Source organism: Paenisporosarcina quisquiliarum (assembly GCF_027563315.1).
Lineage (GTDB): Bacteria > Bacillota > Bacilli > Bacillales_A > Planococcaceae > Paenisporosarcina > Paenisporosarcina quisquiliarum.
Window position 1 is genome coordinate 40,448 of the sequence record NZ_JAMKBJ010000003.1, and the last position, 14,931, is coordinate 55,378.

15 protein-coding genes are annotated in these 14,931 nt (G+C 39.3%); 4 read left to right on the forward strand and 11 right to left on the reverse strand.

Annotation, left to right across the window (positions count from 1 at the left end; all coding sequences use genetic code 11):
- Positions 1-284: 284 nt before the first annotated feature.
- The 7 genes from M9R32_RS04445 to cyoE all read right to left on the reverse strand — a co-directional run bounded on the left by M9R32_RS04445 (position 285) and on the right by cyoE (position 6,925).
- On the reverse strand, positions 285-746 hold the full coding sequence (locus M9R32_RS04445; protein WP_269925529.1) for a DUF420 domain-containing protein: 462 nt from the start codon (positions 744-746) through the stop codon (positions 285-287).
- 39 nt (positions 747-785) lie between these two features.
- Positions 786-1,700 carry a cytochrome c oxidase assembly factor CtaG gene (gene ctaG / locus M9R32_RS04450; protein ID WP_269925530.1) on the reverse strand — a complete coding sequence of 305 codons (915 nt, stop codon included), beginning with the start codon at positions 1,698-1,700 and terminating at the stop codon, positions 786-788.
- Positions 1,701-1,961: 261 nt separating this feature from the next.
- Entirely contained in the window at positions 1,962-2,294 is a 333-nt protein-coding gene (gene ctaF, locus M9R32_RS04455) for a cytochrome c oxidase subunit IVB (RefSeq protein ID WP_269925531.1), read from the reverse strand.
- A gap of 1 nt (position 2,295) precedes the next feature.
- The gene (locus M9R32_RS04460; protein ID WP_269925532.1) at positions 2,296-2,922 is read right to left on the reverse strand and encodes a cytochrome (ubi)quinol oxidase subunit III; all 627 of its coding nucleotides are present in this window, start codon (positions 2,920-2,922) and stop codon (positions 2,296-2,298) included.
- Positions 2,922-4,787: a cytochrome c oxidase subunit I gene (gene ctaD / locus M9R32_RS04465; RefSeq protein WP_269925533.1), complete on the reverse strand. Its 1,866-nt coding sequence runs from the start codon at positions 4,785-4,787 to the stop codon at positions 2,922-2,924. Before ctaD ends, M9R32_RS04460 begins: the two co-directional genes overlap by 1 nt.
- Positions 4,788-4,821: 34 nt before the next feature.
- Positions 4,822-5,907 carry a cytochrome c oxidase subunit II gene (coxB, locus tag M9R32_RS04470; protein WP_269925534.1) on the reverse strand — a complete coding sequence of 362 codons (1,086 nt, stop codon included), beginning with the start codon at positions 5,905-5,907 and terminating at the stop codon, positions 4,822-4,824.
- A 100-nt stretch (positions 5,908-6,007) separates the two neighbouring features.
- Positions 6,008-6,925, reverse strand: a complete 918-nt coding sequence (cyoE, locus tag M9R32_RS04475; RefSeq protein ID WP_269925535.1) for a heme o synthase — start codon at positions 6,923-6,925, stop codon at positions 6,008-6,010.
- 321 nt (positions 6,926-7,246) lie between these two features.
- Here cyoE and M9R32_RS04480 point away from each other — a divergent pair, with 321 nt between their 5' ends.
- Entirely contained in the window at positions 7,247-8,161 is a 915-nt protein-coding gene (locus tag M9R32_RS04480; RefSeq protein ID WP_269925536.1) for a COX15/CtaA family protein, read from the forward strand.
- Between the two features lie 132 nt (positions 8,162-8,293).
- Here the strand turns inward: M9R32_RS04480 and pyc are convergent, their stop codons facing one another.
- The 3 genes from pyc to M9R32_RS04495 all read right to left on the reverse strand — a co-directional run bounded on the left by pyc (position 8,294) and on the right by M9R32_RS04495 (position 13,260).
- Entirely contained in the window at positions 8,294-11,734 is a 3,441-nt protein-coding gene (gene pyc / locus M9R32_RS04485; RefSeq protein WP_269925537.1) for a pyruvate carboxylase, read from the reverse strand.
- A 13-nt stretch (positions 11,735-11,747) separates the two neighbouring features.
- A complete protein-coding gene (locus tag M9R32_RS04490; protein ID WP_269925538.1) occupies positions 11,748-12,911 on the reverse strand; it encodes an FtsW/RodA/SpoVE family cell cycle protein in 1,164 nt (387 codons plus the stop codon).
- 67 nt (positions 12,912-12,978) lie between these two features.
- Positions 12,979-13,260 carry an Fpa/YlaN family protein gene (locus tag M9R32_RS04495; protein ID WP_269925539.1) on the reverse strand — a complete coding sequence of 94 codons (282 nt, stop codon included), beginning with the start codon at positions 13,258-13,260 and terminating at the stop codon, positions 12,979-12,981.
- A 168-nt stretch (positions 13,261-13,428) separates the two neighbouring features.
- On the opposite strand from M9R32_RS04495, the gene M9R32_RS04500 reads away from it, so the two are divergent.
- Genes M9R32_RS04500 through M9R32_RS04510 form a run of 3 tightly spaced genes read left to right on the forward strand, consistent with a single transcriptional unit; the run spans position 13,429 to position 14,603 of the window.
- Positions 13,429-13,929: a peptidyl-prolyl cis-trans isomerase gene (locus M9R32_RS04500; RefSeq protein ID WP_269925540.1), complete on the forward strand. Its 501-nt coding sequence runs from the start codon at positions 13,429-13,431 to the stop codon at positions 13,927-13,929.
- A 12-nt stretch (positions 13,930-13,941) separates the two neighbouring features.
- Positions 13,942-14,145, forward strand: a complete 204-nt coding sequence (locus tag M9R32_RS04505) for a YlaI family protein (RefSeq protein WP_269925541.1) — start codon at positions 13,942-13,944, stop codon at positions 14,143-14,145.
- The gene (locus tag M9R32_RS04510; protein WP_269925542.1) at positions 14,145-14,603 is read left to right on the forward strand and encodes a hypothetical protein; all 459 of its coding nucleotides are present in this window, start codon (positions 14,145-14,147) and stop codon (positions 14,601-14,603) included. Before M9R32_RS04505 ends, M9R32_RS04510 begins: the two co-directional genes overlap by 1 nt.
- Here M9R32_RS04510 and M9R32_RS04515 read toward each other — a convergent pair.
- The gene (locus M9R32_RS04515) at positions 14,590-14,919 is read right to left on the reverse strand and encodes a YlaH-like family protein (protein WP_269925543.1); all 330 of its coding nucleotides are present in this window, start codon (positions 14,917-14,919) and stop codon (positions 14,590-14,592) included. The genes M9R32_RS04510 and M9R32_RS04515 overlap by 14 nt on opposite strands.
- Positions 14,920-14,931 lie beyond the last annotated feature (12 nt).

Sequence of the window (14,931 nt, forward strand, 5' to 3'; positions counted from 1 at the left end):
ACGACTTATGCAAAAATAATTTTGCACAAGTCGCTCACTGCGGGGTCTAGTTTGGACACGCTGATTCCGCTGGAGTCGCCGCATTCTACTCCAATCATTATAGTAAACAAGGAAATGGCTTAACTTACGATTTAATGATATGGAGTAAAACAGTGAAGACTCCTGCGGGAAAAGCGAAGTGCTGAAATCCACTCGGACATTAAGTCCGAGTTAGTTCAGCGCAAGCCCGCGGAAAGCGCAGCTGTTTTGCGGAATATCAACAGCAACTTTAACATAGCCCTATATTAAAATCCTAGAATCGCTTTGAATACAGAAGTAGTTTCTCCACCCTGGTAAATGATATAAAGCAATAAATAGACCATAACCCCAGTGATAGCAGTGAAGAACCAGATAACACTAGTAATTGGACCTAGTTTGCGATGTCTCTGCAAATTATTCTTATATCCTGACCAGATGGTTACTAGTCCGAAAACAGCACCTGTAGTCGCAAGAATGATATGGAAGACTAAAAACGTTGTATAGAAAATTTTATATTCTTCCGGACCACCAAATGCTGTGTTCCCTATAAACAATGTTCTAGAAACATAAATAATGAAGAAGGTCAGTGCAGCAATCGCAGCTGCAAACATTGTTTTCTTATGTGCTTCAATTTTTCTTTGTTTAATCAAAGCCCAGCCTATCGCAACAAGGACGGCACTTAATGCAATAAAAAACGTACTGATAGTTGGCAATACAAGTGGATTCATCTTTTTTTCTCCTAACACTCACCTATTTATGAAAGTTGATTATTTGTTTGCTGCATACGCTTGGCGATCCAATAATGCTTGTTGAGTAATTTCATCAGCATTTTCCTGTTCTGAACGGTACCATTGGAAAAATACAATCGCCAATATAACTCCATAAATGATTTCTTGAATAATCTTCATAATTATTCCGCCTAATTGTTGGTCTTCCATTATGGGCATATTCGAAAATAACTCAGGACCGGACAAAGTTAACCCAGATAATGTGGATGAAGGAACACATAGCTCCATTGCTTTTAACCAAGCGTCTCCGTTCGAATAAGTATCATACATCGGATGGCTCGCGAAGATAATTAATGCGCAAGCAGGTGTAATCAAAATGGCACTACCAATGATGTAGCCAATTTTACCCAAACCATGAACTTGGTGTTCACCCTTTAATTTGTTCATGATTGGCCACCATAAAAGTAGAGCTGTCAGGAACAAAATGATGGTGAAAATGGTATGGTATAATTCATTCTGTTTAATCGTATCAAATACAAGTGGGATGTGATAGATAGAAAACATTCCACTGAACACGATTAAAGCCAGCAAGGGTTTAGTAAGAAATCTGAACGTTGGCTGAATATATCGCATTCTAATGATTTTTTGCCAGATCCAGCTCGGAACCCCTACAATCAATAACGGAGGAACCAACATTAATAATAGAGCCATTTGAGCCATGTGAACTGAGAAAAGAATATGACCCATTAAATCTGCTGGTGATCCTTTCACTGCGTAAAGCAACAGCATGGCACTAACAAATGCCGTGATTTCCTTTTTGGTAACAGGTTGAGTATCTTCAAACCAATGCTGCTTTTTGGAAGTGATATAAAAATATAGACCAATGACTAGTAGTGTGGTTAATATGAAAACCGGACTCCATAAAGCTTGAAATCCAAATATACTTAAAGGCATCGTTTATCGCTCCTTTTTTCTTCAGTACCCTCATTATAAGTCCCATCACCCTTAACTTCAATGAACGAACTATGAACAATGTATTCAAATAGAGTGAATTTCAGCAGAAAACGATTTATGTTTGCAAATTATTAGATTTACAGTGGCTGGAATGGTGTCGTTAATTTGTGTTAGCGTCACGTTCCGCTGAGCTAACTTAGTCATAAATAAAAAAACGAGCGAGGAAAAGATAAACTTTTCCTCGCTCGTTTCGATTTTAAATTACCACCAAACAATTGTTACGAATGTCAAGACTGTAATTAAACCTACAATTACACCACTGTATAAAAACATAGATGCAGTTTCATGTCCTTTGTGGCTCATGTGCATGAAGTAATACAGTTGTAAAATAACTTGAATCACCGCAAGTAACAAAATGATTGGTACAACTAGGTTTGGAGAGAAACCAGCATAAACTGCCGTAAATGCGATTAAAGTTAAGAAAATCATAATCGCAAACGTTGTCAATTGTCCGCGCATCTCATTTGCAGAACGGCGACGTTTATACTCATACTCGGTTTGAGATTTTACATGAGTGTGTACATCGTGTGCCATCTTAACCCATCACTCCCATCAAGTATACTACCGTGAAGATAAATACCCAAACTACGTCAATAAAGTGCCAGTAAAGAGAAGCTAAATAGAATTTTGGAGCATTGTAAAGATTCAAACCACGTTTCGCATTACGAACCATAAGAAGGATAATCCATCCAAGACCGACCAAAACGTGAGCTCCGTGAGTTCCTACCAAAATAAAGAAGGCAGAACTGAAAGCACTTTGATTAAACGTGAATCCTAAATGTACGTAATGACTAAACTCATAAATTTCGAAGCCAAGGAAGGCGGCACCAAGTAAAACAGTTACCATCAACCAAGCTTGCATTGCTTTGAAGTTATAGTTTTTCATGTGATACATTGCATAAACACTCGTTAAAGACGATGTCAAAAGTAACATTGTCATGATAAATACTAACGGTAATTCAAACAAACCTTGTGTTGTAAATTCCATACCACTTGGACCCTTGTTCTTAAGAGCAAGGTAAGTAGCAAATAAACTTGCGAAGGTTACAGTTTCTCCACCAAGGAAAAGCCAAAATCCAACAAATTTATTTTTACCTTCCAAAGTGGAATTTTCCGGATGATCCGGCCAAGATTGTGGGGTGTACTTAGTATTTAAGTCCATTAGTGTTTACCCCCTTTGTCATCCAATAAATCTTCTTTATGAACATGATATCCATGATCATCTTTTAATGAACGGTGGATCATAGAAGCAAATGTAATACCTAAGCCCAAGATGATAACAGGTACTGCCCAAGATTTTTCGCCATTGTATAAAGCACCAAAAGAAGCTACGAAAAGACCGAAAGAAATGACAACAGGAACAAATGAATTGTTTGGCATATGGATATCGCCAACTGGCTCTGCGTAAGTCATACCTTCTTTATTTCCTTCTTGTTTTTCAATCCAGAATGTATCTAGACCACGAACTAATGGTGTTTGTTTAAAGTTGTAGAAAGGTACAGGTTGTGGAAGTGCCCATTCTAAAGTACGACCATCACCCCATGGATCACGACCAACTTTTTCGTTTTTAACGATTGTCATGATGATGTTAACCACTAGAACAATTACACCTGCTGCCATGAAAATAGCACCAATTGAACTGATCATATTATAAGAGTCCCATCCTTGATCTGCAACGTATGTGAATACACGACGTGGCATCCCAAGTAAACCTAAGAAATGTTGGATAAAGAACGTTAAATGGAAACCAATGAAGAATAACCAGAACGTAATTTTACCTAATTTTTCATTTAACATCGTGTTGAACATTAACGGCCAGTAGAAATGTAAACCAGCTAATAATCCAAGTACTACCCCACCTACAATAACGTAGTGGAAGTGAGCAACGATAAAGTATGAATCGTGTAATTGATAATCAAGAGGTGCAGCAGCTTGCATGACCCCCGTTACGCCACCAGCTACGAAAGATGGGATGAACCCAACCGCGTAAAGCATAGGAGTCGTAAAGACGATACTTCCGCCCCACATTGTAAGTAACCAGTTAAAGATCTTAACACCAGTCGGAACCGCGATTGCCATTGTAGCAACAGCAAAAATTGCGTTAGCAGTTGGTCCCATACCTACTGTGAACATATGATGCGCCCAAACCATGAAGCCTAAGAAACCGATTAATACAGTTGCAAAAACCATAGCTGAGTAACCGAACAATCGCTTACGTGCGAATGTAGGGAAAATTTCTGAGAAAATACCGAAAGCCGGTAAAATTAAGATGTATACTTCAGGATGTCCAAAAATCCAGAATAAATGTTCCCAGATAATTGTATTACCACCCATTGTATGGTCAAAGAAATTACCTCCGAACATACGGTCAACAATCATGAACACAATCCCTACAGTCAATGGAGGGAAAGCGAATAGAATTAATGCTGATGCCACAAAAGTTGTCCAAGTGAACAATGGCATACGCATATAAGTCATACCCGGTGCACGCATGTTGATAATCGTAACAAGGAAGTTAATCCCTCCGATTAATGTACCGAAACCAGAAATGAATAGACCCAATGCATAAAAGTCAATCCCGTGTCCTGGTGAAGCTAATGAAAGTGATGCATATGAAGTCCATCCTGCATCAGGAGCTCCTCCCATGAACCAAGATAAGTTAAGGAATACTCCCCCGAAGAAGAATAACCAGAAACCTAAAGAGTTTAAGAATGGGAAAGCAACGTCACGCGCACCAATTTGTAGTGGCATAACTGCATTCATAAAGCCTAATAACAACGGCATGGCAGCCAGGAATATCATGGTTGTACCATGCATCGTGATAATTTGATTAAACATACCTGCACTCACAAAATCATTGTCAGGTTGTGCAAGTTGTATACGAATAAGCATAGCCTCGATACCGCCGACGATAAAGAAGAATCCACCGGTAATGAGGTAAAGGATGGCAATTTTCTTATGATCGACTGTTGTTAAATAGTCCCAAAGAGTGGCACCAAAGCCTTTTTTCTGTGCGATTGAACTCACAACTTTAACCTCCTTCTTGTCATTCTGTCTAAGATTATTCTTCTACAGATAGTCCCATTAAGTATTCTGTCAGAGCTGTGAGCTCTTGATCTGTGAAATCCTTGCCATTATTGATTTCTTTTGGTTCAGGCATAAGGTTTCCAGGTTTGTGTTTTTCTGGATTACTAATCCATGCTTTGATATTTTCCGGTGTATGCTCCATGAATCCAGCTACTCGATTACGATCGCCGAATGTCGCTAAGTTAGGACCTACCCCACCAGTTGAACCTGCACCTGAAACAGCATGACAAGCGATACAGCTAGTGTTGAAGATTTCCTGACCTTGCTGAGCAACGTCACCTTCTGGTGTTTCTTCTTTAGATGCTTTCATGTCAGCCACCCAAGCATCGAAATCATCACGATCTAAAGATTTCACTTTGAAGTCCATTAATGCATGGGAAGGACCGCAAAGCTCTGCGCATTTACCATAAAACACACCGTCTTGAAGACTTTCTGACGGATTGTCGAAAGTTAAATAGAATTTGTTTAGGTTATCAACGTTAGTATCCAATTTACCACCAGCTGCAGGAATCCAGAATGAGTGTTTCACATCTGCTGCTTTAAGGTTAAAGTAAACTTTCTCTTGCGTTGGTACGACTAATTCTTGAGCTGTAACGATTCCTAAATCAGGATACTCAAATTCCCACCAGTAAAGATTTGCTTTAACGTTTACCGTTACTGCAGTTTTGTTGCCTTTAGCATCGACTGTATCCATACCACTGACATCTGCCAATTTATATGTAGAGACTACAGTAGGAACTGTCAAAATCAATAGTAAAATAATCGGAACGATTGTCCAGATAAGTTCTAATTTATGACTTCCCTCTACTTGCTTTGGAATTACATTTTCGCCCACTTTAGAGCGACGGAACTTGACGATTGCAAGAACATAAACAATCATTACCACAATAATAACAAGTACCATGATTGCTGTTGAAAGCACCATTAAATCCAATTGATCTCTACCGACTTGTCCTGCTGGAGTAAGTGTAGATAAATGTTCTTCACCGCATCCAGACAAAAAGACCATTAGAGCTGTCAGCAGTGAAAAGAGACGCCACTTTTTGATCCCTTTCATCATAGCTTAATCAAACCCCTCTTTCGTAGTTGTATTCATGTGTAAATCGGACTGTGGTTCCATTCTATATGAATTCTATATTCAAAGAAAGAATCCCGATAGTTTAGCTAAAAATCGAGAAAATAATCATGGAAACAAAAATGATGGTCATGTAGTTTAATGAATAAATAAACATGCCTTTTGCCCATTTCAAATCATCTACCGCTTTAAAGCCTTTTAGTGCTAGTACAAGCCAGCCAATATTAAGCGCAGTTGCAAGGACAAGGAACCATGTTCCAAGTTCCATAAGTAAGAATGGAAGTGGGAAAAGAACGAGAATCCAAAGCAGCATTGAGCGCTTCGTATGTGCAAATCCTTTAATAACCGGCAACATCGGAATGCCTGCTGCACGATATTCTTCCGTTCGTTTCATTGCAAGAGCGTAAAAGTGTGGAGGCTGCCATGCAAACATGATGAGGAATAATGAAAGAGCACCCCATCCAAGTGTTGGCTCAACTGCTGCCCATCCAATAACTGGAGGAATGGCACCTGAAATACTCCCAACAATTGTATTGCTCACATGCTTTCTTTTTGACCACATGGTATACAGGACAACATAACTAATAATACCAGCCAGTCCCCATACTCCAGCTGAAACCGATGCCATAAATAACAAAATCTCACCAACAACTAAAAAGGTCAGAGCAACGGACAATACGGCAGTAGGTTTAAACCGGCCAGTTACAGTTGGTCTAGATTTTGTTCTCGACATAATTGGATCTATATCCCGGTCGATGAAGTTGTTCATTGCGGCAGAACCGGCAATAATCAATGCTGCACCGAAAAGAGTATAAAACATTAAGTCCAGCTCATCTAAAAAGTGACGGTTTGAAAATTGAAAAGCCAACCACAATCCCGTAAACGTAGTCACAAGGTTTGAGTTTACAATTCCAATCTTAATCAATGCAAGAAAGTCTTTAACAAATGATGTTGTTTCAAGATCCGCATCAGTTCTTGCAGTGATCGCGCGACCGTTTGACATGAAACTCCCCCTTTCAAAGTTGTAAGCATATTCCGCTACACTTACTATATCGAAAAACTTCTCTTAATTCTATAATTAAGTTGAAATTCGATAAAAAGCCGCAGCGGTTTACTGTCAATGTGACACAACATATCTATAGTAAAGCATTTTCTAAAAAGTTTTGTGAATGGAAAGAGAATTTTTTATGAACAATTTGTGAAATGGGTATCCTTACTGTTGTTGTTTATCTGTTTAACATTGTTTTTTATCATGTTCTTAGCTATTATCAAACATGCAGGTATCGCATTTTCGCGATCAGTATAGACAAAGTAGGTGTCATTCATGCAACAAAGTAAATACTTAAAGTGGTTTGCTGTTGCTTCTACTATCGGCATGTTGCTTATCCTTTTAGGTGGAGCACTTGTAACGAAGACAGAGAGTGGAATGGGTTGCGGCAGGCATTGGCCTGGATGTAATGGAGAGCTAATTCCCGACAAAATCACGACTGAAGTTTTAATTGAATTTTCTCACCGTGTCGTTACTGGCTCGGTAGGTTTTCTCATTCTGATCTTATCCGTTTGGTCATGGAAAGCAATGGGACATATACGTGAAACCAAATTTTTAGCTTTTATGGCGATGTTTTTCTTGATTTTACAAGCCTTAATTGGTGCAGCTCAAGTTCTTTGGGGGCAAGGAGATTTTATCTTAGCTTTGCATTTTGGTATTTCCTTATTATCTTTTGCATCCGTTTTGTTATTAACACTTCTGGTTTTTGAAGTTGATCGCAAATTTGATGCGGACAAGCTTAGGATTGGAAAGAAACTGAAATGGCATACAATCGGTGTTGCGCTTTACTCCTATGTGGTGGTTTACACAGGAGCCCTTGTTCGTCATACCGATTCTGGTTTAATTTGTGCGGAATGGCCAATGTGCCGCAATGGGGACTTCTCTTTACCAATGAACCTTTACGAGTGGGTGCAAATGGGTCATCGCGCAGCTGCCGGATTAATTTTTATCTGGATTGCAACAATCGCATGGCATGCATTCAAACATTATAAAGATCAACGAGTTTTGTATTATGGATGGATCATTGCATTCGTGATCGTTTCGCTACAGGTCATAGCAGGTATGCTCGTCGTACTCACGAAGCTGAACTTATACTTCGCTTTAGTACATTCGTTGCTCATCACTCTACTCTTTGGTTTATTGTGTTATATGATTTTACTCCTTTCACGAAGCCGCAACAAAAAACAATAAGATAAAAGCAGTTTCCGCTTTCAAGCGGAACTGCTTTTTTTTGCACAAATATTAGTAAGAATGGGACTAAGTCAGAAAAAAAGCATCAGTTTCGACCATAACAGGTCTAGCTGATGCTTAGATATTCTAAAATTAAATTTTTTCCATTTCAATCAACAAGTCACCCGTTGTAATAGAAGAGCCGGTAGTTACATGAATTTCTTTCACGATACCGTCATAAGGAGCCTGAACAGTAGTTTCCATTTTCATTGCTTCTGTGATAAGCAAATGATCACCGCGTTTCACTCGACTTCCTTTATCTATTACTACTTTCAACACTGTTCCAGGCATCGTAGCGCCAATATGATCTGGATTTGAAACGTCTGCTTTCGGTTTTTGTGTAATATCAGATTCAATCGTCATATCCTGAATAATTACTTCCCTTGGCTGTCCATTCAATTCGAAATAAAGGACGCGATTACCGTCAGATTGCGGTTGGCTGATTGAAACCAGTTTGACAAGTAAAGTCTTGCCTTTCTCAATCTCAACTTCAATTTCTTCGCCTAAGCGCATGCCGTATAAGAACGTTGGCGTATCCAATACGGAAACATCCCCAAATTTCTTGACCATATCAGAATATTCATCAAACACTTTTGGATATAGAGCATATGCCAATACCTCATGAATAGTAACAGGACGACTTAATTTATGGAACAACTCTTCTTTTAATTGCTCAAAATCGACTGGTTCCAATAATTCACCTGGACGTACTGTAATCGCTTCGCGATCTTTTAAAATCACTTTTTGCAGCTCTTTAGGGAACCCACCGTACGGCTGTCCAATGTATCCTTGGAAGAACTCGATCACTGAATCTGGGAAATCAATCGTTTGACCACGAGTCAGTACTGTTTCTTCCGTTAGATCATTTTGAACCATGAAGAGTGCCATATCACCGACAACTTTTGATGATGGCGTAACTTTGACAACATCACCAAACATTAAATTCACAGTCGAATACATTTCTTTTACTTCTTCAAAACGTTCTCCCAAGCCAACTGCTTTCGCTTGTTGTTGTAAATTGGAGTATTGACCACCAGGCATTTCATGAACATATATTTCAGAATGCGGACTCATCATACCAGATTCGAAATCCTGGTAGTATTTGCGAACATCTTCCCAGTAGTGGGAAAGTTGTTCTAATGCTTTAATATCCGTTCGAACTTCACGTTTGCTGCCTTTTAATGCATATGCTAGCGTATTTGTGCTTGGTTGGGATGTCAGACCTGCCATCGTTCCTAAAGCCGTATCAACAATATCTACACCAGCATCTATCGCTCTGCCGTACAAGTAAATTCCGTTGCCGCTTGTATCATGAGTGTGCAAATGAATCGGCAGTGAAACCGTATCTTTTAGTTCTGAAATTAATCGATATGCAGCTTCAGGTTTCAGCAAACCAGCCATATCTTTAATGGCTAAAATATGTGCACCTGCTGCTTCCAATTCTTTTGCCATTTCTTTGTAATAAGCGACTGTATATTTGTCACGGCTATCGTCTAATATATCACCGGTATAACAGATTGCCGCTTCCGCTATTTTGCCTGATTGTCTCGCTGCATCTATGGCAACTTCCATCCCTTTGATCCAGTTTAAACTATCAAATACGCGGAAAACATCGATTCCCGCTTCTGCTGATGTCTGCACAAATTCACGGATTACGTTGTCCGGATAATTTTTATAACCGACCGCATTAGCTCCTCGAATCAGCATTTGCAGCAACACATTCGGAATCATTTCGCGCATTTTAATGAGACGATCCCATGGGTTTTCTTTCAGGAATCGGTATGCAACGTCAAATGTTGCGCCGCCCCACATTTCAAAAGAAAATGCATCGTGCATGGCTCTTGAAGACTGCTCTGCAATTTCATACATGTCATGTGAACGAACGCGTGTAGCAAGTAAAGATTGATGTGCATCACGGAAAGTGGTATCCGTCACCAACACGTCTTTCTGCTCATGAATCCACTCAACCAGACCATCAGCCCCACGCTCAGTCAGGATTTGTTTCGTTCCAGCTGTCGGAGGAGTAAGCAAATCAATCTGCGGTTTTCTTGGCATAATAAACACTGGTTTTGATGCTTTTTCAATTCCTGGGAAACCATTCACTGTCACGTTTCCAATATAGTTAAGTAGCTTTGTTCCTCGGTCTTTACGGGTTGGGAACAGGAATAATTCCGGCGTGGAATCAATAAAACTCGTATTGAAATTCCCAGTAATGAAATTCTTATGTTTTACTACGTTTTCTAAAAATGGGATATTCGTTTTAATGCCACGAATACGGAATTCCTGCAAGTTCCGATCCATTTTAGCAGCCGCTTCTTTAAACGTTTTCCCCCATGTTGATACTTTGACAAGCAGTGAGTCATAATATGGAGAAATGACTGCCCCCTGGAAACCATTACCCGCATCTAAACGAACACCAAATCCTCCACCGGAGCGGTAGACCATTAATTTACCGGTATCAGGCATAAATTGATTCAATGGGTCCTCAGTTGTTACTCGTGATTGAATAGCAAACCCGAATAACGGAATGTCTTGTTGTGCAGGCATACCGATTTCCTCTTCATACAAAGACGAACCATCGGCTATGTGAATTTGTGTATGAACGATATCGATGCCAGTAATCATCTCGGTAATCGTGTGTTCCACTTGAATTCTCGGATTCACTTCGATGAAGTAAAACTCGTCGTCTGCCACTAAAAATTCAACCGTTCCGGCATTTATGTACTTTACATTATTCATTAATTGAACTGCTGCATCACAAATACGATCGCGCAATTCTTTAGATATGGAATTAGATGGGGCGATTTCAACTACTTTTTGATGTCTGCGCTGAATCGAGCAATCACGTTCATACAAGTGAACCAAATTACCATGCTTATCCCCTAAAATTTGAACTTCAATATGTTTCGGTTTATCCACAAATTTCTCTACATACACTTCATCTGATCCAAAAGCGGCTTTCGCTTCTGATTTCGCCCGTTCATAAGCTGATTCTAAGTCTGCCGCTGTAGGAACTACGCGCATCCCTCGACCGCCACCACCTAGCGAAGCTTTAATCATTAAAGGATACCCATTGGCTTCCCCAAATTCTTTTACTTCCTGAACAGATTGAACAGGGCCATCACTACCTGGTATTACAGGTATGCCGGCAAGTACTGCTTGTTCTCGTGCTTTAACTTTGTCTCCAAACATGTCCAAATGGGCAGAAGTAGGACCGATAAAAATGATTCCTTCCTCTTCACAACGTCTTGCAAAATCCACGTTCTCAGACAAAAATCCATAGCCAGGATGAATGGCGTCTGCTCCACTAGTTTTTGCAATTTGCAAAATGCCTTCAATATCCAAGTAGGCATCAATCGGCTTTTTCCCATCTCCTACTAAATACGATTCGTCTGCTTTGTATCGATGAAATGAACCATTATCTTCTCTCGAATAAATCGATACGGTACGCAAGTTTAATTCGGTACAAGCACGGAAAATGCGAATTGCAATTTCTCCGCGGTTAGCTACTAATATCTTCTGAATCGTTTTCATGAGACGACACCCCTTAGCTTCGCGTTTTTTCGTATTTGACAAACATGGACACATTTAGCAGAATGCCCATAGCTAAAGATAACAAAATCACAGAAGTTCCGCCATAACTTATAAATGGTAGTGGTACTCCTGTTAACGGAATCAAACCTAGCAAGCCCCCTAAGTTGATAAATGTCTGGAAGCCTATGAAACTACCAAAACCAGCTGCTATCATACGTGCATGAGGATCTTCTGCTGATAAAGCAATGACTAATGCACGCAATACGATAAAGCCAAGGCCACCAATTACAATCAATACGCCAACTATTCCCAGTTCTTCCGCAATGATTGCCATAATAAAGTCTGTTTGTGGTTCTGGTAAATAACCTAGCTTCTGTACGGATTGGCCAAGCCCAAGGCCTTTCAGACCCCCTGCACCGATAGCCAAATACCCATTTACCACTTGATATCCATAGCCTTGTTCATATTCAAATGGATTCAGAAAAGCCTCGATCCGACCTAATCGTCTTTCCGTAATGAATTTATCTCTTACTAAATAAAGCAGTGGCGTTATTAAGGCAAGTGCACCAATGATGATTCCACTTATTTTTACAAAGGTCTGGATACGGATACCACTAGCAGCCATTACAGATATGGCCGTGAAAAAGATAATCATGGCTGAACCCATATCTACTTCACTCAACACCAAGGCAACGGCCATGACAAGCACTGTTACGGGTGGTGCAATTGACTGGTTAAAACTATCAATCGGACCTTTTCTTGCTTTATTGGCAAATACACCGGCAAAATAGAGCACCATAATTATTTTTGCAAGCTCTGAAGGCTGGATATTTCCAAAGCCAAGATTAATCCAGCTCTTAGCACCACCGGCAGCATAACCGATAAAATGAACCGCTACTAGCAAAATAAACATAACAACCAACATCGTGATCATCATAGGTTTCTTACGATAATGCTTATAAGGAAATAGCGCACCGACCAAAAATACTGGTACCGCTAATATCAAATTCAAGATCTGTTTTTTGTAAAAGTGATCCGGCTCGAAATCGTAGCGATTGACGGACCATACCATGCTGGCACTATAAATCATCACCAAGCCAAACAGGCATAAAAACATATATGTAATAAATAAGGAGTAATCAAAGTTTTTTGCATAGCGCTTGATGTATGGGATCATTTTGAAACCTCTTTTTCTTTTTTTCTAGCAAAAAAACTCAAACACATGTTGAGTTTGAGTTTTTTACTTATTTCTCTGTATAAGCATCGTGCAACACAGATAATTCTTTTTCAAGTGTAGAAAGAATTAACTTTCCTTCTTCACGCTCAATAAGCCCTAATTTTACTGCGAAATCGATTTCTTTAGATAGACCGTACATTTGGGTATCTAAGACTTCTTCGTAAAGTGGGCATTGCGGCATCGTCAAATGGTCCATTTGAACCTTGATAAGTTTTGCTATTTTTTCCGCATCAGCTTTTAATAATTCCATAGCTTTCTGCTGGTACGATTGTTGAGATGTAGTATCCATGAGGACGCCCCCATTACCTTATATTGTCTTAGTAAAGTGTATCTTTCTAGTGACAAAAATGCAAGTATCGCTTCGACTGGGAATCTTTCTGAACTTAATTCTTTTTTACCTATTAGCAAAGGGTTATACTAGTAGAAGAAATGCAACTTGCAAGGAGGCACCAATAGAATGGAAACGATTATACCTATTAAAGGCAATGTAAAATTTAAAATAACTTTAGATCCTGGTGTGTGGATTTTTGATGATCGACGAATTGACTTAAAAACATTTTTCACAGAACAGCAGCTGGAAAAAAATGAGCTGGATGAATACACGAAAAATATGTCTGCCCATTGGTCACGAGAAATCATGGAGGGTGCAACATATCCTCCTACATTAAAAACCGAGAAGAAATACGAGAAGACAAAAATCCTGACAGGGACTTTTGGTATTTACTTAAAACATTTTCTAAAAAATGCCGAAGTCAATGAAAACGCAAAATCTGTCATTATCGAAACTGAGAATGGCGAAGAACATACTTTTACATTGGAACAAGCGGATTCGTTAATTTTTAAATATAGCCAGGACGGGAAACCTTTGCTTGAAGATGGACCAGTTTATGTACTTTTTGCAGATGGATCGAACTTGGAAAATCCCATCAAACATGTACAAGCAGTAAGAGTAGATTAGGAGGTCGTTTTGATGCGTGTAAAATGTGTCATTTGTGATACCATCAACCAATTACCTGATGATTCACCACAAGCAAAAAAATTGCGCAATCGACCAATTCACACGTATATGTGTGATCCGTGCCATGAACGTATAGGAGAAAAGACGGAAGCTCGATTGGCAACCGGTGACTTTATTTTTTACAAAAGTTCACGACGAATTGAAGAAGATTTCTAATGTTTACCCGTTCACATCTCGTCAATTCTCTTTACATTGGCATATTCAGCGGGATTTTATTGGGTCTCTTAATGAAATTTATTCAATCTGTAACGAATGTAAAAGTCTATACATTGTTGCTGAATGTTGACTTCATCCCTATTTTCGGTAAAGTACAATGGCCCGAAACGGTCGAATTCTTATTTCATGTACTCATCTCAATAGTGATCACTTTCGTCTTTATTACATTAGCGGAACGATTGCATATCCAAGACAGTCTTCCAAAGTTGTGGGTACTTAGTTTTTTACTTTGTTTACCAACGTTCGGTTTGTATTTTATTCTTAGTACACTCGCTATTAAAGAAGTTCCAGTGTGGAATGATTGGCAGGCATTTGGCTATTGGTCAATTGCACACTTGTTCTATGTTTGGCTACTTGCCATGTTATATAAAAAAAAGAGAAGCACTAGCTTGCGCTAGCGCTTCTCTTTTTTTCATTATGCAAACGAATTTTATACAAAATCAAAATCATTGCGGCAATAATTAATCCTTCTACTATTGGTAGGAAGAAAGCTAAAAAAGTAAGCATGATGCATCCGATCAACAAAAATAGGTAGATCACGATGTTTTGTCCCACTCTTAATTTTTTCGCAAATCCTAATTTGTACACTACCGCCGATAGTAAGAAGATGACAAGATACAATGCGTATCCTGCCACATCAAAGTTCGGAAGGATTTCATAAAGCCAACGTGCAACTGGGTACATCTTGTCATAGACAAATTGCTGTTCAGCCAAGATTTCTCAACC